This is a genomic window from Mesorhizobium sp. U510 (genome assembly GCF_059180695.1).
In genome coordinates, this window is sequence record NZ_CP180532.1 from 5,642,431 (window position 1) to 5,664,300 (window position 21,870).

A 21,870-nucleotide genomic window follows, 5' to 3' on the forward strand; every position below is an offset into this window, starting at 1 on the left:
AACAGGCAAATCAAGCTATTGACGCCTAGCATGCCCCACGCCCGGGATGAATGGCCGTTCCGGCTATTGTGGGCGCGGGATCTCTCCCGCGCCCATGCCGCTATTTCAATTGCACTTCGGCTTGGCGCTGTTGCAGGCGTCGACGAGTTCGGCCGGCGGATCCTTGTGGAAGACAGTCTTGAAGGATTCCAGCACGTTGGACTGCACCACCGGCAGCGACTGCACGCCGACCCAAGCGGGCGTGGGTTGCCCGATCAGCGCCTTCATCATAGCCAGCGCCTCGGCGACGCCCTGGTCATAGGGGCGCTGCGAGCCGGTTGCCTTGAGCGGTCCGCCCTTGGCGATCTCGATCGCCGACTGCAGACCGAGATCGACGGTGGTGATCGGTATGTCGATGCCTTGCGCGCGCATCGAGGACAGCGTGTCCAGCGCCGGCTGGTCCCATACCGCGAACAGCCCCTTCACATCGGGATTGCCGGTGAGGAAATCGCCGGAGATCTGCGAGACCTTGGAGGGATCGGTGAAGTCGACCTGCTTCATGACGATGTCGGGACGGTTCTTTTTCATCCACTCACCGACGCCCTTGGTGCGCTCATTGGTGCTGAAATAGTCGACGCCGAAATTGACCAGGCCGATCGTGCCGCCCTTGGGCATGCAGGACGCCAGGATCTGCGCCGCGATCTGGCCGTTGCCCTGGCTGTCGGCCGAGATCATCGAGGCAAAATCCTTGGGAGATGAGAGGCCAACCGGGATGCTGTCCATGAACACCAGCTTGATGCCGGCCTCGCCCACCTTCTTGTAGGTCGGCGCCGTCGCCGTGAAATCGACGGGAATGGAGATGATGCCGTCCGGATGCTGCTGGATGGTGTTCTCGATATCGGCGATCTGCTTGTCGACCTGATACTCGGCCGACGCCACGCCGGTGACGGTGACGCCATATTTTGCCAGCGTTTCGCTGATGCCTTGCACCTGCAATTGCGACCAGTCGAGGTTCACCGTCTGCATGGAAATGCCGACTTTGAACTTGCCGGCCTTGACCTTGCCGGCCTCTTCGTCGGTCAATTTCAGCTCGTCGGGCGAGGCTGCCTTCTCGCCATGCGGGCCTTGGCCGACAATGCCCTTGGGACCGAGTGTCGCCATGTCGACGCCGGTAACGCAAGTGTCCGGCGTCTGCGCCACGCTCAGGGACGTCGACAGCGCGAAGGCGCTGGCGGCGAGGCTCAATGTGCAGAAAAGCGAGTGAACCGATTTCATGACTTCCTCCGTTGATTGTTGATATTTGTTTTGCCGTTTGGAGTCGGCGGCTTCTGCTGATTTCCGCGTGCGCCTTACCTCCTCGTGAACGCGACCGCGGCGACGATGATTGCTCCCTTGATGACAAGTTGCAGTGACGAGCTGACGCCGAGCAGCACCAGTCCGTTGTTGAGCGTGCCGATGATCAGGCTGCCGAGCAGCGTGCCGAGCACGAAGCCGCGGCCGCCGAACAGGCTGCAGCCGCCAAGGATGACCGAGGCGATGACGTCGAGCTCCATGCCTTGCACCACATCGGGCCGCGCCGCGTGCGAGCGCGCCGACAGGATGAGCGACGCCAGCCCGGCGAGCGTGCCGGTCAGCACGAAGGCGAGCGTCGTGACCTGCTTGATATGGACGCCGGAATAGAGCGCGGCCGTCGGGTTGCCGCCCGCTGCGTAAACCCGCCGCCCATAGACGCTGTAGTGCAGCAGCAAGATGCCGGCGATGGTGACGCCGAGCGTCCACAGGATCGGCGCCGGTATGCCGAGCACCGAGCCTTCGCCGAAGATCGCGAAATAATACTCGTTGGTGATGATGACCGGCTTGGTGTTGGTGACCATCAGCGCCAGGCCGCGCGCGCCGCTCAGCGTGCCGAGCGTCACCAGGAAGGACGGGATCTCCAGGCGCGTGGTCAAGACACCGTTGAGCAGGCCGATCAGCGCCCCGGTGCCCAGCCCCGCCACGGCGCCGACGACCCAGTTGTTGGCGACAAAGGCCATGGCCAGCGATGCGCTCATGCCCGAAAGCGCCAGCGTCGAGGCGACGGACAGGTCGATCTGCCTGGAGATGATGACGAATGTCATGCCCACCGCGATGATCGAGACCAGCGTCGTCTGGCGACCGATGTTGAGAAAATTGTCGATCGACAGGAACCAGGGCGACGCCAGGCTGAAGACGATCAGCATGATGGCGAAGGCGACATAGAGCATGTAGGGCCGCTCGCCCTGCAGCAGATGCTGCAGCGTCGAGCGCCCGTTCGGTTGGTTGGCGGCAGCTTTCGCCGGCCTTTGTGTGTCGGTCATGCCGCGTGCTCTTCCGATGGCTGCGAAAGTTGAATGAGGTGATGAAGATCCTCGGCGCTGCCGATGTCCGGCCGCGCGATCGTCCTGGTGATCCGGCCATCGACGACGATGGAGATGCGGTCGCAAAGCTGCAGCAGTTCGGAGAGGTCCGAAGACACCAGCAGCACGCCGCTGCCGGCCGCTGCCGCGGCGCGAATGACGCCGTAAATCTCCTCGCGCGCGCCGACATCGACCCCGACCGTCGGCTCGTCGAGCAGCAGCACGCGCGGCCGTGGTTCGTTCCATTTGCCGAACACCACTTTCTGCTGGTTGCCGCCCGACAGGTTCTTCACCATGGTCGACGCGCTCGGCGCCTTCACGGCCAGCCGGCGCATCGCCGCATTGGCATGTTCGCTCGCCGGCCGCCGCTGCAGCCAGCCAAGGCGCGAGAAATAAGGCAGGCGGGGCAAGGTCAGATTGCGCTCGATCGAATGTTCGAGGACCAGGCCCTGGACGTGCCGGTCCTCCGGCACAAGCGCGATGCCCAGCCCGATCGCCGCTGCCGGGTCTGTGCCCTTCAGCGAGACACCGTCCAGGCTGGCCTCGCCCGATTGAACGGATCGCAGGCCGAAGATGGTCTGCAGGATTTCGGTGCGTCCGCTGCCGATCAGCCCGGCAAGGCCATGGATTTCGCCGGCGCGCAATTCGAGACTGGCCCCGTCGAGCCGGTCATTGCTGACACCTTTCAATTCGAGCACGGGCCTTTCAGATGAACCGGCCGATGACGCCGTGCCTTGTCCAGGTGCATCGCCATCTGCTTTCAGCACAGCGTGATCCGGCCCGACGATCGCGCCGACCAATTGCCGCATATTGGTTTGCGCCGTGACGAAGGTGCCGGCGTTCTGCCCGTCGCGGAAGACGGTCACCCGGTTGGAAATGCGGAACACTTCGTTGAGGCGATGCGTGACATAGATCACCCCGACGCCCCGCGCCGCGACCGCCCGGATCGCCTCGAACAGGATCTTCTCCTCATCATCGGTCAGCGCCGAGGTCGGCTCGTCCAAGATGAGCAGGCGGACATCGCCCATCAGCGCCTTGGCGATCTCGGTCATCTGGCGATAGGCGAAGGGCAGCGAGCCGACCATGGCACGGGCATCGAGCGGGATGTTCTGCGATTTGAGGAAAGCCTCGGCCTGCGCCACCAGCCGGCGTTTTTTCAGGAAGCCTAGCCGCGTCTTCGGCTCTCGCCCCAGAAGCAGATTGTCGGCCACCGACAGCGACTCGACCAGGCTCAGATCCTGATAGACGACGGCCACGCCGGCATCGCGCGACTGGGCCGGCGAAGAAAACGAGACAGGCTTGCCGTCGATTTCGATCGAGCCGCCATCATGCACATGCACGCCGCTCAGGATCTTGATCAGCGTCGACTTGCCGGCGCCGTTTTCACCGAGCAGTGCGTGCACTTCACCGGCGCGGATTTCGAGACTGACGCCGCGCAGCGCATTGACGCCGCCGAACCGCTTCCTGACGCCCTCGACGCGCAGCAAGGGCGTCCCGGAAAATGGCGCAATCGAACCCTGTTCGATCATGACGCCCGCACTTCCTCCCGTTGACGCGTCCCCTACCCTTGTCGAGCCCCTTTTGGGACTTCTCTTACTTTTTTTGTGACTTTTCCATCAGACCAGTGAAATGTCAAACGGAGTCAGGCCTGCGGCAGGAATGAATCCGGCCCGACCTCGCCGTGCTCGGTAATGATGGCGTCGAAGCCGTCCATGGCTGAGAAGAAGGCGCGCTTGAGCTTGCCGATCTTGCTCGAGTCGATGACCAGGTAATTTTCGCGCGCCAGGCTCATCACCTTTTGCTTCACCACCGCCTCGTGGAAATGCTCGCAGGTGGCACCGCGCTTGGCATCGACGCCGGCGGCCGACAGGAAGGCCGCGTTGATGCCGACGCTGTTCAAAATGTCGAAATCATGCGTGCCCGAGAATGACGCCGACGCTGGATGATAGACGCCGCCCAGCATGATGATGGTGACATTGGGCCTGCGGCTCAGCCGCTCCGCGACATTCATGGCGTAACATATTGCCGTTATTTGATAATTTTCGGGAATGAGATCGATCAGATGGATCAGCGTCGTGCCGCAGTCGATGAAGATCGTCTCGTCGGGCCGTATCTTGCGCACAGCATGCGCGCAGGCTTCGCGCTTGGCCGCCGCATGGCTGTCGGCCGCGGTCGCCAATTCGTAGGGAATATCGGCCTCGATCTCGGCCGCCGCCAATATGTGCCCTCCGAGATAGGCGATCTGCCCCTGGTTGGTGGCGATGTCGCGCCGCACCGTCATCTCGGAGACGCCGAGCAGCGCCGCCGCTTCGCTGAGATGGATGACCCGCCGCTGCGACAGCAGATCGATCAACCGGGCTGTCCTTTGCGCTTTGCGAGCAGTCATGCGTTGGGCCTGTGCATCCTGAAATGTGAGGATTTTAACAACCGTTCGCATGCAGATGCAAGTGCGGCGCGCGGGCTCGGCCTGCCATGGCTAACGGAGACGTCTGTCTACGAGGTTTCTTGGTTCGCTGAGACCGGTCTTGGAGACCGTCAGGCCTTGGCGGGGTTCCCCGCCCCGAACCGCAACCCATCCATCAACAGCTTGACCAGCCGCCGCGAACGGTCACGCCACTCCGGCGTATCGGGCGCGGAATAGATGCCCGACAGGGCGTGCAGCACATCGGAGGCATCGACATCGCCGCGGATGGTGCCGTCGGCCACCGCCGCCTCGACCAGTTGCCGCAAGGCCTGCGAGACCCGCCCCGACGTGTCGGAAAACAGCGTCGAATTGGTTGTGAGCAGGATGCGCAGGCTGGTCGCCAGGCCGCGCTTGGTGGCGATGTAGTCGACGAAGCGCCGCATCCACTCCTCCAGGGCGACATCGGACGGATGCCTTGCCGCAAGCTCGCCGGCGGCGGCGCAAAGCGCCTCCACCTCGCGGCGGTAGACCACCTCGACCAGATGCTCGCGCGTCGGGAAATGCCGGTAGAGCGTGCCGATGCCGACGCCGGCCCGGCGCGCGATCTCCTCCAGCGAGGCATCGATGCCGCGCTCGGCAAACACCGAGGCCGCCACCTCGACCAGCCGGTCGCGGTTGCGCTGGGCATCCGCGCGCAGCGGTTTGGTTTCCGCGGCGGCGTCTTCAGCGATGACGGCTTCGGCCAATTTTTTCTCCACGGACAAAATATGGGGACTTGAACCCGGCCAGGCCAGCCCCCACGTAAGAAACGGAGGCACCTCCGCTTTAAGTGGAGTGCTTTCATCATATAGGCAGGGAACCCCGTATGTCACCTCTTTCGAACCCGCAAGACAAAGCGGTTACCCACTGGAGACTGGCGAAGGCCGCCAACATCTAGCCCTCCGCGCCCCTTGCCCTCCTCCGCGCCCCTTGCCCTCCTCCGCCCCGACACCAATTCATTCCCCTCAGCGTCAAGCAACTGGAGCCAGACGCCCATGACAAAAATCCCCGTCCACCTCGACATCAACGGCCAGCATCACGAATTGCAGCTCGAGCCGCGCGTGACGCTGCTCGATGCCTTGCGCGAGCGGCTCGGCCTGACCGGCACCAAGAAAGGCTGCGACCATGGCCAGTGCGGCGCCTGCACCGTGCACATAGACGGCGAGCGCGTGCTGGCGTGCCTGACGCTGGCCGCGCAAGCCGAAGGCCGCGCCATCACCACCATTGAGGGGCTTGCACGGGCGGGCGAACTGCATCCCGTGCAGGCTGCCTTCCTCGAGCAGGACGCCTTCCAGTGCGGTTATTGCACGCCGGGCCAGATCATGTCGGCGGTGGCCTGCATCCGCGAGGGCCATGCCGGCTCGGATGAGGAAATCCGCGAATACATGGCCGGTAATCTCTGCCGCTGCGGCGCCTATCCGCACATCGTCGCCGCCGTGCGCCAGGCAGCTCAGGAGTTCGCATCATGAGGGATTTTTCCTATCTTCGCGCCACGTCTGCCGATGCCGCACGCCAGGCGGCCGCCCTGCCCGGCCCCATGCTGCTGGCCGGCGGCACCACGCTGATCGACCTCGCCAAATGCGGCGTCGCCGAGCCCGACACGCTGGTCGACATCACCCATCTCAAGGGGCTCGACCGGATCGACGTGAACGAACGCGGCGCCACCATCGGCGCGCTCGCCAAAATGGGCCGTGTCGCCGACCACGCCGATATCAAGAGCCGCTTCCCCGCCATCTCCGAAGCGCTATGGCAGGCGGCGTCGGCGCAGATCCGCAACATGGCGACCATCGGCGGCAATCTTATGCAGCGCACGCGCTGCCCCTATTTCCGCGATCCCTCCAACTTCTCCGCCTGCAACAAGCGGGATCCCGGCAGCGGCTGTTCGGCCATCGGCGGCGTCACCCGCGGACACGCCGTGCTCGGCACCAGCGAGGCCTGTATCGCCATGTATCCCGGCGACCTCGCCACCGCTCTGGTGGCCTTCGACGCTGTCGTTCATCTCGGCGAGCGCAAGCTTCTGGTCGACGACTTTTTCCTGCTGCCCGGCGCCACGCCCGACAGGGAACACGCGATCGAGCCGGGCGAGATGATCACCGCCATCGCAATCCCCGGCTCCGTCGCCGCCCGCCGCTCGACCTATCTGAAAATCCGCGACCGGCAGTCCTATGAATTCGCGGCGGCAAGTGCGGCGGTCGGTATCGAATTCGAAGCCGATGGCCGCACCATTCGGGATCTTCGCATAACGCTTGGCGGCGTCGCGACCAAGCCCTGGCGTGTCCGTGCCGTGGAAGACGCCTTGAAGGGCAAGGCACTGGAGCCGGAAACCGTCCGCGCCGCCAGCCTGCTCGCCGTCGAAGGCGCCGTCGACCATGGCGCCAACCACTACAAGATCGAACTCGCGCCGCGCGTTGTCGCGCGCGCCATCCTCAAATTGGGAGAGACGGCATGACCGTTCACAACATCAGAGTTGGTGAATCGAAACGGGGCGACGCCTCCGACGGCGCATTGACGGAAGCCGTCGGCGGCAGGCTGTCGCGCGTCGACGGCCCGGCCAAGATCACCGGTGCCGCGAAATACGCGGTCGAACAGCAGCTCGAAGGACTGGCCTACGCCGTGCTGGTCGAAAGCACGATCGCCTCGGGCAAGGTGCGCGCGATCGACACGGCAATCGCTGAAGCCTCGCCGGGCGTCCTGCAAGTGCTGACCCCTGACACCATCATCAGCCTCAGGACCGCGTCGGACTGGTTCGGCACGCCGCCGCCGGACAAGCCCTACTGCCCGCTGGCGCGCGACATCACCTTCTCGGGCCAGCACGTCGCGGCGGTCGTCGCCGATACCTTCGAGCAGGCGGTCGCCGCGGCGGCCCTGGTCAAGGTCAGCTATGACGAGACGCCCGCCATCGTCGACCTCAGCGACGGCAAGGCCGGCGACGGCATTCCGATCGATGCCATGACCAAGGAATGGGGCGACGCGCCTGCCGCCTTCGCCGCCGCGCCGGTGCGCATCTGCGCCGCCTACAACACGCCGCGCGAATATCAGGCGCCGATGGAGCCGCATGGGCTGATCGCGCACTGGCAAGGCGATCATCTCACCGTGTGGGAGCCGAGCCAGTGGCTGGACGGCATGGCCCGCACCTATGCCGAATGGTTCGAAGTGCCGTTCGAGAATGTGCGGCTGGTCTCGCCCTATATTGGCGGCGGCTTCGGCTCCAAGGCGCTGGCGCTCAGCCATAGCGCGGTAGCGGCAAGTGCCGCCAAGATGCTGGGACGGCCGGTGAAGCTGGTGATGACGCGGCAGCAGACCTTTACCGGCTATGGCGGCCGCGCCGCGACGCGCCAGACGGTGACGATCGGCGCCGACCGCGACGGCATGATCCAGTCGATCGTGCATCGCGGCGTCAATGAAACATCCATCGACGGCATGTGGGTCGAGCCGCTGGGCTCGGTCACCTCGATCATGTATGCGACGCCGAATTTCTCCTCGAAGCAGAATGTCGTGCGGGTCAATTCCGTGGTGCCGGGCGCCATGCGCGCGCCGGGCGAAAACCCCTCGGCCTTCGGCATCGAAAGCGCCATCGACGAGCTTGCCTATGAGGTCGGCATCGATCCGCTGGAAATCCGCCTGCGCAACTATGCCGAACAGGACCCGCACACCAGAAAAGCCTGGTCGACCAGGCAGTTGCGCGAGGCTTTTGCCGCGGGCGCCGAACGCTTCGGCTGGTCCAGGCGCTCGCCAAAACCGCGTTCGATGCGGGACGGCAACCAGCTGATCGGCTGGGGCGTGGCCGCCGGCACCTATCCGGTGCGGCGCGCCTATGGCGAGGCTGTCGTGCGCATCCTGGCCGACGGCTCGGTCGAGGTCGAAAGCTCCTCGATCGACATGGGCCAGGGCACCTACACCATCCTTGCGCAGACCGCCGCCGAGACGGTCGGCGTGCCGGCCGACGATGTGGTGGTGAAACTCGGCGATTCCCGCTTTGCCCGAGCCGGCGTCAGCGGCGGCTCGCGGCTGGCCGGCGTGATGACGGGTGCGGTTCATAAGGCGGCGACCTCGGCGCTCGACCAGCTGGTCGGGCTTGCCATCAGCGATCCGCGCTCGCCCTTCCACGCGCTGCAGGCCAACACTTTGGTAGTCGCAAAGGGCCGCATCGCTTCGCCGCGCGGCGACGGCCCGGATGTCTCGATCACCGAACTGCTCAAAAGCGTCGGCCGCGACCGCATCGAGGCGACCGGCGACACCATGCCGGCCAACTCGACCGCCGAGGACCGCTACAAGAACTACACCACCATCGCCATGGCGCTGCCACACACCGAGGGCGACTATTCGCGCTATTCCTGGTGCGCGCATTTCATCGAGGTGCGCGTCGACGAGGATTTCGGTACGGTGCGCGTCTCGCGCGTGGTGTCCGCGCTGGATTCCGGCCGGCTCTACAACCCCAAGCTCGCCGAAAGCCAATGGAAGGGCGGCATCATCATGGGCATCGGCCAGGCGCTGCTGGAAGAAGGCATCATGGATCGTCGCCATGGCCGCATCGTCAACAACAACCTCGCCGACTACCTGGTGCCGACCAATGCCGACATCCCGGATATCGAGGTGATCTCGGTCGGCATACCCGACCCGCACTCCTCGGCGCTCGGCGGCAAGGGCGTCGGAGAACTTGGCATCGTCGGTGTCGCGCCCGCGATCGCCAATGCAGTGTTCCACGCGACGGGAAAGAGGGTGCGGGATTTGCCGATCACGCTGGAGAAGCTGATCTGAGGGTGGAGCGCGTAATCTCCCTTTGCGCTGGAGATTACGCGCCCGTCCGCTTTCGCCCCTACCACTCCAACCCGAACGCCAGCTTGCCGAAATGCAGGCCGCCGGCAGCCATGTGGGCGTAGGCTTCGGCCGCGTCACCAGGTGAAAACACCTTGTCGACGACCGGCTTGATCCCGGCGGCGCCGATGGCGCGGGCGGCGTCGCGAAGGTCGGACACCGACCCGGTGTTGTTGCCGATCACTTTCAAGGCCTTGATGATGACCGGCAGCAGGTTGATCGTGGCCTCGGCTCCGGTGACGAAACCGATGGTGAACAGCGTGCCGCCGGGCGCCGTGGCGTTGATGGCGCGGGCGAAGGTGGCGGTGCCGCCGGTCTCGACGACGAGGTCGGCGCCAAGGCCGCCGGTCAGTTCCAGCACCTTGCCGTCCCAGTCCGGCGTCGCACGGTAGTTGATGAGGTGATCGGCGCCCAGCGCCTTCGCCCGCTCCAGCTTCTCGTCCGACGACGAGGTGATGATGACGGTGGCGCCGGCCGCCTTGGCAAGCTGCAGGGTGAAGATCGAGACGCCGCCGGTGCCGAGCAGCACGACGACCGAACCCGGCCCGACATTGGCGGTGCGCAGCGCGTTCCATGCCGTGGTGCCGGCGATCGGCAACGTCGACGCCGCCTCGAAGGAGAGATGCGCCGGGACCGGCACAAGCGAATTGGCCGGCAGCGCGACATATTCGGCCAGCGACCCCGGCAACGAGATGCCGCGCATCTGCGTCATTTCGTAGGGCCGCGGCCTTCCGCCGATCCAGCGCGGCTTGGCATGGGCGACGACGCGATCGCCCGTGCTGAAACTCGTAACGCCCTCGCCCAGCGCCACGATCTCACCGGCGCCGTCGGCGACCGGGATGAGTGGAAAGCTCGGCCCGGGATAATTGCCGCTCGCCACCGCGACATCGACGAAATTGAGGCTGGCCGCACGCTGGCGGATCAGCACCTCGCCGCGCTGCGGTTCGGGGGTGGCGACGGTGGCGGCGCGGAAGGCGTCGAGCCTGGGTTGGCTCAGTTCGATGGCTTTCATGATTTCACTCCGGTGGGACGATTGATGGTTGAGTGAACCTATCTGCTGCGCTATTTCTGGATAATCATTCCATTTTGCATTTGAGTAATGCTAGATATGCAGCAATCTCACGAACCGGCGGCCCTTGCCGAAATGGCGGCCTTCGCGGCCATCGCCGAGGCGCGCTCCTTCACCAGGGCAGCAGTGCGTGTCGGGCGCGACGCGACCATCCTGTCGCGGCGCCTGCAATCGCTGGAGGAGCGGCTGGGGGTCAGGCTGCTGCACCGCACGACACGCAGCGTGTCGCTGACCGAAGCGGGTGCCGAATTCCTGGTACGCGTGCGCGCCATCCTCGCCTCCGTCGACGAAGCCGAGGCCGCCGCGTCGGCGCATGCCGACGGCAGCCCGCGCGGCCTGCTCAGGCTGGCGCTGCCCGGCACGTTCGGGCGCATGTGGATCGGACCGCTGCTGCCGCAATTCCTTGCCGAATTTCCCGATATCCGCATCGAGGCCGAATTCTCCAACCGTTTCGCCGATCTGGTCGCCGAGAATTTCGACGTTGCCGTGCGGCTCGGCGCGCTTGAGGATTCGCGCCTTGTGGCGCGCAAGGTGGCGACGCGGCGCCGGCTGCTTTGCGCCGCCCCCGCCTATCTCGCCCGAAGAGGCAGGCCGGATACGCCGCAGGCGCTGCTCGAACATTCCTGCCTGGGCTTCAGTGGCTTCCAGACCTTTCCGGCCTGGGAGATGACCGACCGCGAGGGCCGGCGGGCGCGCGTCGAGGTTTCCGGGCCGTTGGTCAGCGACGATGCCGAGGTGCTGGTCGAGGCCGCCGTGCAGGGCCTCGGCCTGATGATGAGCACCGACTGGCTGATCGGCCGCGAACTCGCCGACGGGCGGCTAGTGCCTGTCCTGGAGGAATGGACGCTGGCCGACGAAGGCGCCGTCTATGTCGTCTTGCCCTCGGCCAAGGGACAAGCCGCCAAGACCCGCGCCTTCGCCGACTGGATCAGCAAGCGCTTCGCGCCGGAGCCGCCCTGGCGGCAATGAAGTGCCGTCATCCGGTTTTCGCCAAACTCCCCACCTATCCTGGAAAATCCCAGTTCGACCGGTTCAGGACATCGCTGGGTGGAAGAATCTCTTCGGGCTTGAGCTCTCGGCGCTGAACCTCATCGGCGACAAATTCCTCACGGGGTCCCCACGCTCCACCACTGCCGATTCTTAGCGGGATTTTATCCGGCGTCAGACATTGCGAAAGGTTTATGTCAAACGTACCCGGAGCCATGTCGAACCAGTCGCACGCCTCGCCGAGAACACTGTCCGTGCGGCCCATGCTCTCCGGGATGACATTGCGGCCGAGGTGAATAGCCGGCGAATCTGCCGACTGACATTTCTCGCATATGGAGAGCCGCTCAAACGCACCGCCCTTGGCGGCCCTGAAGGATAGTGCCTGCCCCGTTTGGTCGTTGCGGATATCTAGGGTTCGCCGTCCATCGGGATACGATATTTCATCGTAGGTCCACGGATCGTGCCGCCGCAATGCCCTGACCGCACCTTGCCATTGCATGTGCATGGCAAAATCCGGTGGGCGCTTGACAGCGGTTGCAGCTTGGGGTGGCGGATGGTCGAAGTGCAGCCATTGGGCAACGTCCAGCAAATTGGCAGGCAGCTCGACTTCCTCGGCGGACACCGGGCGCCGTTCGAGTCTGACAATCGCCGTCGATTGAAACAGCGAGCCGTTCACAAACACCCTCGTGGCGATCTGGATACCATCAGCCGTCAGGCAACTCAGCCATTGAAGTCCAGGGGCCGGCTTGTCTGGATCGCGCCGCACAACGTCCCGTACGTCGCATCGCTCGCCGGCATGCGTCTCGGTCTGGCCGGTTTCCGTTACTGCGCGAATTCGTTCGTAGGATGTCGACGTCTCACGGTTTACCGAAACAGAGGAATAGTTTGGATCCCGAAGGAATGAGACCGTTATTTGCTTTGCCGGATTTCCGTAGATGACCGCCCCCAGTTCGTCCACACGGACCCAGCCGTCATGATGTGTGACGATCCTCGTATGGGATCCGGCCGAATTTCCCGATGGTTGCACCGTCATCGTCGCGACATAGTCGGGGACATTGGCCGAGGGCGCATAGGGTATGTCGCCTGCCCACGCCGGAGAACCTGCCAGAACGAGGCCCGCCATGATCGGTAGTCTCATCATGGCTTCTCCCCCGCGTGCCACGCAGCTGCCAGCCGTACGATTCCCGGCAAGAGCGGCGATTTTGCGACGACTGTGCGACCGGGCTCCGCTGATTTTTACTTCGCCTCACCCACCCCCTTCATGAACTGGCTGAGCAGATCCACCGGCAGCGGGAACACCACCGTGGACGAGCGCTCGCCGGCAATGTCGTGCAGGGCCTCGAAATAGCGCAGTTGCATCGCCTGCGGTTCGGCCGCCAGCATCCGGCCCGCCTCGACCAGTTTCGCCGCCGCCTGCTGCTCGCCATCGGCGTTGATCACCTTGGCGCGCCGCAGCCGCTCGGCCTCGGCCTGCTTGGCGATGGCGCGGATCATGCTCTCGTTCAGGTCGACATGCTTGATCTCGACATTGGACACCTTGATGCCCCAGGCGTCGGTGCGCTGGTCGAGGATCTCCTGGATGTCGCTGTTGAGCTTGTCGCGCTCGGCCAGCATCTCGTCGAGCTCGTGCTTGCCGAGCACCGAGCGCAGCGTGGTCTGCGCCAGCTGGTTGGTGGCGGCCATGTAGTCCTCGACCTGGATGATCGCACGCTCGGCGTCGACGATGCGGAAATAGAGCACCGCGTTCACCTTCACCGAGACGTTGTCGCGCGAAATCACGTCCTGCGGCGGCACATCCTGCACCACCACCCGCAGGTCGACCTTCACCATCTGCTGCACGAAGGGGACGAGGATGATGAGGCCTGGCCCTTTCACCCCGGTGAAGCGGCCGAGCGTGAAGACCACGCCGCGCTGATATTCCCGGAGGATACGGACGGCCGCCGACAAGAACATGATCACGACCAGCGCAACGACCAGATAGGCCACATAACCAACCATCATTGTCTTGCTCCATTCCTTCCCGCATCGCGCCGCCGCACGGTCAGCACGAGGTCGCTGACGTCGGTGACCTCGACGCTGTCGCCGGCCGCGATCGGTTCGGCGGCCTTTGCCCGCCAGCGCTCGCCCAGAGCCAGCACATGACCCTCGTCGCCCTGCCAGTCGAGGATCTCGACCGGCAGGCCGCGCATCGCCTCGCCGCCGACGCGCGGTGGGTTCTTGCGTGCCGCCCAGACATAGGTGCCGGTCAGCAGCGCCAGCCCAAGCGTCAGCGCGGCGGCGGGACCGATGACGGCCCATGACATGGCAAAGCCCGGCCCCTCCACCCTCAGCAGCATGGCGGCGCCGAACAGAAAGGCAGCCACGCCGCTCACGCCAAGCACGACGGTGGGATTGATGGCCTCGATGACGAGGAAGGCGATGCCGAGCAGCATCAGCGCAAGGCCGGTATAGTTGATCGGCAGGAGGTTGAGCGCATAGAGGCCGAGCACCAGGCAGATGGTGCCGATGACGCCGGGCGCGACAGCGCCGGGACTGGTGAACTCGAAGACGATGCCATAGACGCCGACCAGCATCATGATGACCGCGATGTTCGGGTCGGTGATGACGGCAAGCAGCCGGATGAACCAGCCGGGCTCCAGCGCCTCGACCGGCAGCCCCTTGGTCGCCAGCACCACTTTTTTGCCGGCCACATCGACGGTGTGCCCATCGGCCAGTTGCAACAGCTCGGTGGTGTCGTGGGCGACGAAGTCGATGACATGCTCCTGCAGCGCCGCATTGGCCGACAGGCTTGCCGCCTCGCGCACCGCCTTCTCGCCCCAGTCGCCATTGCGCCCGCGCAGTTCGGCGAGCGAGCGGATCAGGGCCACCGCGTCATTGGTCACCTTGGCCATCATCGCGTCGCCCGCCGGCCGACCGTCCTCACCCTTCTGGTCGCCTTGGCCTTTCTGGTCGCCCTGGTTCTTCTGATCGCCCTGAGTCTTCTGATCGCCCTGAGTCTTCTGATCGCCCTTGTCGCCGCCCGGGAGCGACGGCAGCCCGCCGATCTCGACCGGTGTCGCGGCGCCCAGATTGGTGCCGGGAGCCATCGCCGCGACATGGGTGGCGTAGAGGATATAGGTGCCGGCACTCGCCGCATGGCCGCCGGCCGGCGCGACATAGCCGATGACGGGCACCGGCGAAGCCAGGATGCCGGCGATCATCTCGCGCATCGAGGTGACCAGCCCGCCGGGCGTATCAAGTTGCAGGATGAGGACTTCGACGTCCCGCTTGGCGGCGACATCGAGCGCTTCCTCGAGTTGCCTGGTGCTCGCTGGCCCAATGGCCCCGTCAATGGCGACGCTCAGCGCAACCTTCTCGCTCCCAGCCGAGGCGAAGGGACAAAATGCAGCCACGGCGACAAAAGCCACGGCAAGAAGGGCCACCCGCGCGAAGGACACGCTCAAAGCTCCATGGTCTCAATATGGGTGGTGTCCCAGCGAAGTCCAATGGGAGCTGACGTCAGTGATTGGCGGAGGTCGCCAAGCACGCAATCTTCCTCTCAAGGCGGAGATTGGCGCTCAGCCGGCCGCACTATGATCCGGAGCCGCGACGGGCGTGCCGATATCCGCAATGAGCTTGACAAGATCGGCCTGGCGGCGCGTGCCGGTCTTGGCGAAGATACGGTTGAGGTGCGTCTTCAGCGTGTTCTCGCCGATGCCGAGTGACAACGCGCTCCTGGACGCGGACAACCCGCTGCCGATGCGCAGCAGAACCCGCGCCTCCGCCGGCGTGAGATCGAACAGCGTGGTCAGAACGGCCTCCGGCAGTGGCGAAGAGGACGTCGTGGTCGAGACGAAGACAGCGGCACAGGCGGGCCGGAAAGCCGCGCGCGCGGTGCCTTCGCTCAACGGCAGCACATAGGCGACGGCGGGCGGCTGACCCGGGGCCGAAATGGGCAGGCCGATGCCGCGCGACCCAAGCGAGCCATCCGCGTCCGCGGCGCCGGCGATCGCTTCCAGCAGGGCGCGGGCAACCGCCGGATTCTCCGTCTGCAGCACGCCGTTCCTGGAAAGAATGGGACCATGCCCCGAGAGCATCAGTTCGGCGGCTCCATTGGCATGGAGGATCGTGCCGTTGACGCCGGTCAGCACGACCGGCACGGCGAGATGGTCGAGCGCGGCGCGATAAAGATTGGCGGCCACGCGGGCCTGATCGAGCAGATCGCCGATCAGCGACGCACGGCGCAGATGCGGCGACAGCACGGCCAGGAAACGCTGCTCCTCGGCCGAAATCACCCCCCTGCTTGCCCGCGTGGTGCAACCCATGAGCCCGATCCGGTCCGGCGTATGAACGAATTTTGTGATGCAGCCTTCGCGCAATCCCTGCGGTTCGGCCCAATTCTGAAAAAAGGGCGTCCGCTGGAGGTCGGCTTCGCTCATATGCGACAGTGTCGCGACCGGCGTGTCGATATCGCCGACGACCGCGGCCTTCAGCCCGGGAATCGCATCAAAGTCATAATCCTCCTGGAGCACGCGCATCCGCTCTGGATCCCACGGCGATTGGGCCGCGAAGCGGCCATGATTGCCGGCGGTGCTGGCAAGCGCGATGGTGGTATAGGCCGCATCCATGGCCTCGGTGATGCGCATCATCACCCCGGTCCACCCGTCGGGGTTCAGCACGCAATCGTAGATATCGCCGACAATCGAAAAAAGGACTTCGCTGCTCAGCCTTTCCACCGTTTCTCCTACACCCCGGCATGCCCCATGATGGATAGCGGGCAAAAGATGAGACCAGCAATTTTGAGCGGCGGGGTCGGTGCAAGGACGCCGAACCTGCCTGGGCGATTTTGCGGGCGTCATACTTTCGGGTGACGCCAAGCGTGATTGAGCTCGACTAAGGGTCCAATTCGATCCGTTGAACGCTTGGCGACCTATGTCGCTGGTTATTCCTGGAATGGAAAGCGCCGCGTTCGATTTTTTTGAGACTGCGGGTTTAGCGGGGGCGCTTCCTTGTTACGAAAGACAGTGTTTTCATCGACCGATTTGCCGCCGCATCTTGGCGAACAGGATCGCTTTTCCCTCTGGCAGGACATCCATGTCGCCGAGATCTGGTCGGTGGAATACGGCATATCGGAAAAACTGCCTTTCGAGGCCGCGATCGAAGCCACGGCCGTCGGATCGCTGGTGCTTGGCCAGATGGCCGGAACGATCCGGCAGGCGACACGGAAGGCGAGCAACATCGCCGATGACGGCAATGACGGCTATCTGCTGCTGATCAACAAGGCCGACACCGTGTTGAGCGGGGCACAGGCCGGCCGTGAATACGGCGTCGGTCAGGGGGAAGCCGTCCTGGTCACCGCGGCCGAAGCGCTGAAAATGACCGGCGCCGACTGGAATGTGTGGACGAACGTGGTCGTGCCACGCGCTGTCCTCACCCAAGCCTTCCCGCAGATCGATGACAGGCTGGCGTTGAAGATCGGTGCCGAAAACGAGGCTCTCGATTTCCTCAAACGCTATTGCCAATTGCTCGAGACCGGCCCCCCTCTCGCCTCGCCCGATCTCATAACGCACGCCACGGAGACGATCGTCGACCTGATCGGGCTGGTGACAGGCGCGAAAGGCGAGGCTGCCGAACTGGCCGGCCTGCGCGGCCTGCGGGCGGCGAGACTGCAGGCAATCCTGGCCAAGATCACCGACAATTTCGCCAACCCCGGCATCTCCGCGCAAGGCGTCGCGAAAGACCTCGGGCTCTCGGCGCGCTATGTCCAGGACCTGCTTCAGGAGACAGGCATCAGCTTTTCCGAACGTGTCCTCGAACAGCGCTTGCAGGGAGCGCGCAAGATGCTCTCGCAAAGGCACAATGACGCCATGCGCGTCAGCGAGATTGCGCTGATAAACGGCTTCAGCGATGTGTCCTACTTCAACCGCTGTTTCCGCCGTCGCTTCGGCTACACGCCAACGAGCGTGCGATAGATTCGGATGGTTCCGCTGCGGACGGGCGACCCGATTCCCCTCCCTTCCGAGGCGGAGGTCGGTCCTTCAGCCGCCGGAAGCGACCGATGGTGCCAAACCATCACAGTGCAGGGAAAAGCCACCGCACCTCGCTCCAGTCCAATTCCAGTGCGGCCCTGCCCAAGACAACAGCCTGCCGCCGATGACATGTCAGCGCCAGGCCGAAACGACTGCCATATCAGGGGATTGAATGCCACAGCACGAATTTGCAAGCCGCAAGGCGCAGGCGTTGAAGTATCTAGCGCTGACGTCGACCGCGCTGGTCTGTCTTGGCCAGCCAATTCCTGCCTCGGCTGACGCGATATGGACCGGCGCCGCCTCCACGGACTGGTTCACCGCCGGAAACTGGAAAAACAGCGCTGTTCCCGCGTCGGGTGACGACGTCGTGCTCAATCCGAAGTTTCCTAATCCGACCGTGATAAGCGGGGCAAATGCGGCCGCGCATTTTCTGTTTCTTGGCACCATTTCGAGCTACACAGGCTCGCTGACGATCAAAAGCGGCGGCACGCTCGCCAGCACTGCCGGCTTTGTAGGCTACCTTGCGGACGCGAACGGGGTCGTGACCGTTACGGGAGCAGGCTCGGCCTGGAACAACAGTTTGGACCTTTTCCTTGCTGCCGGTCCGAACAGCACCGGCACCTTGACGATCTCGAACGGCGGCGCGGTCAGCGACACGGTGGGCCATGTCGGCTCCGGTGGCACCGGCACCGCGACTGTCGACGGGATCGGCTCGACCTGGACCAATAGCGGCGACCTGTACATCGCCGAACATGGCACGGGCACGCTGAACATCACCAAGGGCGGCGCGGTCAGCAATGCCGTAGGCACCATCGGCTGGCATGCGGGCTCCAACGGCGCGGTGACGGTCGACGGTTCGGGCTCGACCTGGAAAAACTCCTCCAACCTGTTCATTGGCGATCAGGGCACGGGTGCGCTGACGGTCTCCGGCGGCGGCGCGGCCAGCAATCTGAGTGGTATTCTGGGCAATCTGGCGGGATCCACTGGCACGGCAACCGTAGACGGTGCTGGCTCGACCTGGCACAACGCGGCCCTCGCTGTCGGCAACGCCGGCCTCGGTGTCTTGACGATCTCGAATGGCGGCGTGGTCACCAGCTCAGTGGGCTACGCAGCCTATGCCGCAGGTTCCACGGGCGCGGTAATGGTCGACGGTCCGGGCTCGGCCTGGAAAAACTCTTCCAACCTGTTCATTGGCGATCAGGGCACGGGCGCGCTGACGGTCTCGGGCGGCGGCGCGGCCAGCAACGCCATAGGCTATGTTGGCGACTTCGCGGGCTCGACCGGCATGGTATTCGTCGATGGTGCGGGCTCGACCTGGAGCAACACTTCCAATCTCTATGTCGGCAATTTCGGCACGGGCAATCTGGCTATCACCCATGGCGGTGCGGTCAGCAATGACGCGGGACTTGTCGGTGCGGAGGCCGGGTCGACCGGCATGGTGCTCGTCGACGGCGCCGGCTCGACCTGGACCAACAGTTCCAACCTGGCCGTTGGCGATTTCGGTGCCGGCACCCTGGCGATCATCCATGGCGGCGCGGTCAGCAACGACACGGCCTATGTCGGCAAATCGGCGGGCTCGACCGGCGCGGTGTTCGTCGACGGCGCCGGCTCGACCTGGACCAGCAGTGGTAACCTCACCGCCGGCAATCTTGGCGCGGGCACGCTGGCAATCAGCAACGGCGGCAGCGTCAGCAACCAGACCGGCTACCTGGGCGATGCCGCGGGCTCCATGGGCACCGCAACCGTCGATGGACCAGGCTCGACCTGGACCAATTTCTCGGACCTGCGCGTCGGCAATTCCGGCACGGGCAAGTTGACGATCTCGAACGGCGGCAGCGTCGTCAACCTGGTGAGCGCTGTAGGCTCCGCCGCAGGCGCGGTCGGATCGGTCACAGTCGATGGTATCGGCTCGGTTTGGACCAACGATGCCGCCCTCTATATCGGCGAAGACGGCACTGGCACGGTCGCGATCTCCAATGGCGGTACGGTCACCAGTTCCGCCGGCTATCTGGCTTTTGATCCCGGAGCCATAGGTGCGGCAACGGTCAGCGGCGCGGGCTCAAGCTGGACCACCGGCCTCCTTCTTGTCGGTCAGGGTGGTACGGGCTCATTGACCGTCTCGAACGGCGGCAAGGTCTCCAGCGCCACTGGCAATCTAGGCTTTTATGCCGGGTCCACCGGCAAGGCTGACGTCAGCGGCCCCGGCTCGACATGGGACAATAGCGGAGATCTCGATATCGGCCTTAGCGGCCCAGCCACGCTGACGATTGCGAATGGCGGCGCGGTATCGGCCGGGGGCGTGGTCAACATCGCGGTCCTGGCAGGCTCCGTCGGCACGCTGAACATCGGTGCGGCGAGCGGATCGCCGGCGATGGCCGCCGGCGCGCTCAATGCGGCGAGCATTCAGTTTGGCCAGGGCGCGGGTACGATCAACTTCAACCACACCGGCACCAACTACACCTTCGCTTCGGCGATGAGCGGCGCGGGCAAGATCAACCAGATCGCCGGCAACACCAGCCTGACCGCCAATTCGAGCGGCTTCACCGGCGCCACCAATGTGAGCGGCGGACGCCTGGCGGTGAACGGCTCGCTGGCCGGCTCGCTGGTGACGATCTCGGGCGGCACGCTGGGCGGCAACGGCACGGTGGGCGGCATCGTCGCACAGTCGGGCGGCATCATCGCGCCGGGCAATTCGATCGGCACCCTCAAAGTTACGGGAGACATCGACCAGGCAGCGGGCTCGATCTACAGGGTCGAACTTGCCACGACCGGCCAGTCCGATCTCCTCCATGCGACGGGCACGGCGACGATTGCCGCCGGTGCGGTCCTCGACGTGGTCAAGACGGATGCGGCACCCTATGTGCCGGGCACGCATTACACGGTGCTGCAAGCCGATGCAGGCGTCATCGGCACCTATTCGATCAGCGGTGCCAGCCCATTCACCGGCCTTCTCGCCAATTACGACGCGACGCATGTCTATGTCGATGTCGTCGAGGCAAAGTCCTTCGCCGAGGTCGGCCTGACACCCAACCAGATCGCCACCGGCGGCGGCGCCGAAAGCCTGGGGGCCGGCAATCCGCTCTTTGATACCATCATGAACCTGCCGACTGAAGCCGTTGCGCAAGCCGCCTTCGACCAGCTTTCCGGAGAAATCCATGCCTCGGCCAAGGGGATGCTGCTCGAGGACTCCAGCTTCATCCGCGACACCGCCAGCAATCGCATCGCTTCAGCCTTCGGCGATGGCAGCACGGCAGCGCTCCCGGTGATGGCCTATGGCGAGGGCGGCCCCGAAATGGTCGCCGCAGACGCAGATCGTTTTGCCGTCTGGGGCCAGGCCTTTGGTTCCTGGGGGAATGCGGATAGCGACGGCAATGCCGCCGCCTTCGATCGCTCGACCGGCGGCCTGCTGGCCGGCGCCGACACGCTGCTCGGCGGCTGGCGCGTCGGTGTTCTCGGCGGCTACAGCCATTCGAGCTTCGACGCCGATGATCGCAATTCCTCCGGCAAAAGCGACAGCTACCATCTCGGCCTCTATGGCGGCACCAATTGGGGCGCCATCGCCTTCCGCACCGGTGCCGCCTACAACTGGAGCAGCCTCTCGACCAAGCGCTCCGTCGCCTTCAACGGTTTTGCCGATCAGCTCTCGGCAGACTACGATGCGGGCACCGCGCAGATGTTCGGCGAACTTGCCTACAAGGCAGAGACCAGCGGCAGCTTCAAGTTCGAACCCTTCGCCAACCTCGCCTATGTCAGCCTGCACACTGACAAATTCAGCGAAACCGGCGGTGCGGCCGCCTTGACCAGCGCCGGCACGAGCACCAACGCCACCTTCACCACGCTCGGCCTGCGCGGCTCGACCGATTTTGTGCTTGGCGGCGTCAATGCCACCGCGCGCGGCATGCTCGGCTGGCGCCACGCTTTTGGTGACGTCACGCCGACCTCCAGCTTCGCCTTCGCCGGCGGCGACGCCTTCACCATCGCCGGCGTGCCGATCGCCCGGGATGCGGCCGTCGTCGAAGCCGGTTTCGACATGAAAATGTCGCCCAATGCGACGCTCGGCCTGTCCTATTCCGGGCAGTTCGGCGGGGGCGCCGTCGACAACGGCGCCAAGGCAAGCCTCAGCGTCAAGTTCTGACGACAACAGGGCGCCGGCTCGCGCCAAAATTGACGTCGCCGGGCGGTCCTGGCGTCCAC

General features: G+C 64.8%; 16 protein-coding genes. 6 read left to right on the plus strand and 10 right to left on the minus strand.

The window, feature by feature from the left end; translation table 11 throughout:
* Nucleotides 1-105 precede the first annotated feature (105 nt).
* The 5 genes from ACLGL5_RS29185 to ACLGL5_RS29205 all read right to left on the minus strand — a co-directional run bounded on the left by ACLGL5_RS29185 (nt 106) and on the right by ACLGL5_RS29205 (nt 5,516).
* A complete protein-coding gene (locus ACLGL5_RS29185; protein WP_069092619.1) occupies nt 106-1,254 on the minus strand; it encodes a substrate-binding domain-containing protein in 1,149 nt (382 codons plus the stop codon).
* A gap of 74 nt (nt 1,255-1,328) precedes the next feature.
* Entirely contained in the window at nt 1,329-2,315 is a 987-nt protein-coding gene (locus ACLGL5_RS29190) for an ABC transporter permease (protein ID WP_069092620.1), read from the minus strand.
* The gene (locus ACLGL5_RS29195; RefSeq protein ID WP_069092621.1) at nt 2,312-3,883 is read right to left on the minus strand and encodes a sugar ABC transporter ATP-binding protein; all 1,572 of its coding nucleotides are present in this window, start codon (nt 3,881-3,883) and stop codon (nt 2,312-2,314) included. Before ACLGL5_RS29195 ends, ACLGL5_RS29190 begins: the two co-directional genes overlap by 4 nt.
* 113 nt (nt 3,884-3,996) lie before the next feature.
* Entirely contained in the window at nt 3,997-4,740 is a 744-nt protein-coding gene (locus ACLGL5_RS29200) for a DeoR/GlpR family DNA-binding transcription regulator (protein ID WP_038648057.1), read from the minus strand.
* Between the two features lie 149 nt (nt 4,741-4,889).
* Complete coding sequence (locus ACLGL5_RS29205; RefSeq protein ID WP_019859416.1) at nt 4,890-5,516, minus strand: TetR/AcrR family transcriptional regulator; 627 nt, start codon at nt 5,514-5,516, stop codon at nt 4,890-4,892.
* 276 nt (nt 5,517-5,792) lie between these two features.
* Between ACLGL5_RS29205 and ACLGL5_RS29210 the strand changes: the two genes are divergently transcribed.
* From ACLGL5_RS29210 to ACLGL5_RS29220, 3 genes are read left to right on the plus strand one after another with little or no spacing between them, the layout of a single operon-like run.
* Entirely contained in the window at nt 5,793-6,266 is a 474-nt protein-coding gene (locus ACLGL5_RS29210; protein WP_081295939.1) for a (2Fe-2S)-binding protein, read from the plus strand.
* The gene (locus ACLGL5_RS29215) at nt 6,263-7,246 is read left to right on the plus strand and encodes an FAD binding domain-containing protein (RefSeq protein WP_069092622.1); all 984 of its coding nucleotides are present in this window, start codon (nt 6,263-6,265) and stop codon (nt 7,244-7,246) included. Before ACLGL5_RS29210 ends, ACLGL5_RS29215 begins: the two co-directional genes overlap by 4 nt.
* Nucleotides 7,243-9,555 carry a xanthine dehydrogenase family protein molybdopterin-binding subunit gene (locus ACLGL5_RS29220; RefSeq protein ID WP_069092623.1) on the plus strand — a complete coding sequence of 771 codons (2,313 nt, stop codon included), beginning with the start codon at nt 7,243-7,245 and terminating at the stop codon, nt 9,553-9,555. Before ACLGL5_RS29215 ends, ACLGL5_RS29220 begins: the two co-directional genes overlap by 4 nt.
* A gap of 58 nt (nt 9,556-9,613) precedes the next feature.
* Here the strand turns inward: ACLGL5_RS29220 and ACLGL5_RS29225 are convergent, their stop codons facing one another.
* Nucleotides 9,614-10,624: a zinc-dependent alcohol dehydrogenase family protein gene (locus ACLGL5_RS29225; RefSeq protein WP_069092624.1), complete on the minus strand. Its 1,011-nt coding sequence runs from the start codon at nt 10,622-10,624 to the stop codon at nt 9,614-9,616.
* A gap of 96 nt (nt 10,625-10,720) precedes the next feature.
* On the opposite strand from ACLGL5_RS29225, the gene ACLGL5_RS29230 reads away from it, so the two are divergent.
* On the plus strand, nt 10,721-11,650 hold the full coding sequence (locus ACLGL5_RS29230) for a LysR family transcriptional regulator (protein WP_032931005.1): 930 nt from the start codon (nt 10,721-10,723) through the stop codon (nt 11,648-11,650).
* 34 nt (nt 11,651-11,684) lie between these two features.
* Here the strand turns inward: ACLGL5_RS29230 and ACLGL5_RS29235 are convergent, their stop codons facing one another.
* The 4 genes from ACLGL5_RS29235 to ACLGL5_RS29250 all read right to left on the minus strand — a co-directional run bounded on the left by ACLGL5_RS29235 (nt 11,685) and on the right by ACLGL5_RS29250 (nt 16,383).
* Entirely contained in the window at nt 11,685-12,806 is a 1,122-nt protein-coding gene (locus ACLGL5_RS29235; RefSeq protein ID WP_245307182.1) for a hypothetical protein, read from the minus strand.
* Nucleotides 12,807-12,904: 98 nt separating this feature from the next.
* Nucleotides 12,905-13,669 carry a slipin family protein gene (locus ACLGL5_RS29240; RefSeq protein WP_069092626.1) on the minus strand — a complete coding sequence of 255 codons (765 nt, stop codon included), beginning with the start codon at nt 13,667-13,669 and terminating at the stop codon, nt 12,905-12,907.
* Nucleotides 13,666-15,105 carry an NfeD family protein gene (locus ACLGL5_RS29245; RefSeq protein WP_069093471.1) on the minus strand — a complete coding sequence of 480 codons (1,440 nt, stop codon included), beginning with the start codon at nt 15,103-15,105 and terminating at the stop codon, nt 13,666-13,668. The genes ACLGL5_RS29240 and ACLGL5_RS29245 overlap by 4 nt, the downstream gene beginning before the upstream one ends.
* A gap of 120 nt (nt 15,106-15,225) precedes the next feature.
* The gene (locus ACLGL5_RS29250) at nt 15,226-16,383 is read right to left on the minus strand and encodes a helix-turn-helix transcriptional regulator (RefSeq protein WP_069092627.1); all 1,158 of its coding nucleotides are present in this window, start codon (nt 16,381-16,383) and stop codon (nt 15,226-15,228) included.
* A 288-nt stretch (nt 16,384-16,671) separates the two neighbouring features.
* Here ACLGL5_RS29250 and ACLGL5_RS29255 point away from each other — a divergent pair, with 288 nt between their 5' ends.
* Entirely contained in the window at nt 16,672-17,619 is a 948-nt protein-coding gene (locus ACLGL5_RS29255) for an AraC family transcriptional regulator (RefSeq protein ID WP_245307184.1), read from the plus strand.
* Between the two features lie 229 nt (nt 17,620-17,848).
* Entirely contained in the window at nt 17,849-21,811 is a 3,963-nt protein-coding gene (locus tag ACLGL5_RS29260; protein ID WP_069092629.1) for an autotransporter outer membrane beta-barrel domain-containing protein, read from the plus strand.
* Nucleotides 21,812-21,870 lie beyond the last annotated feature (59 nt).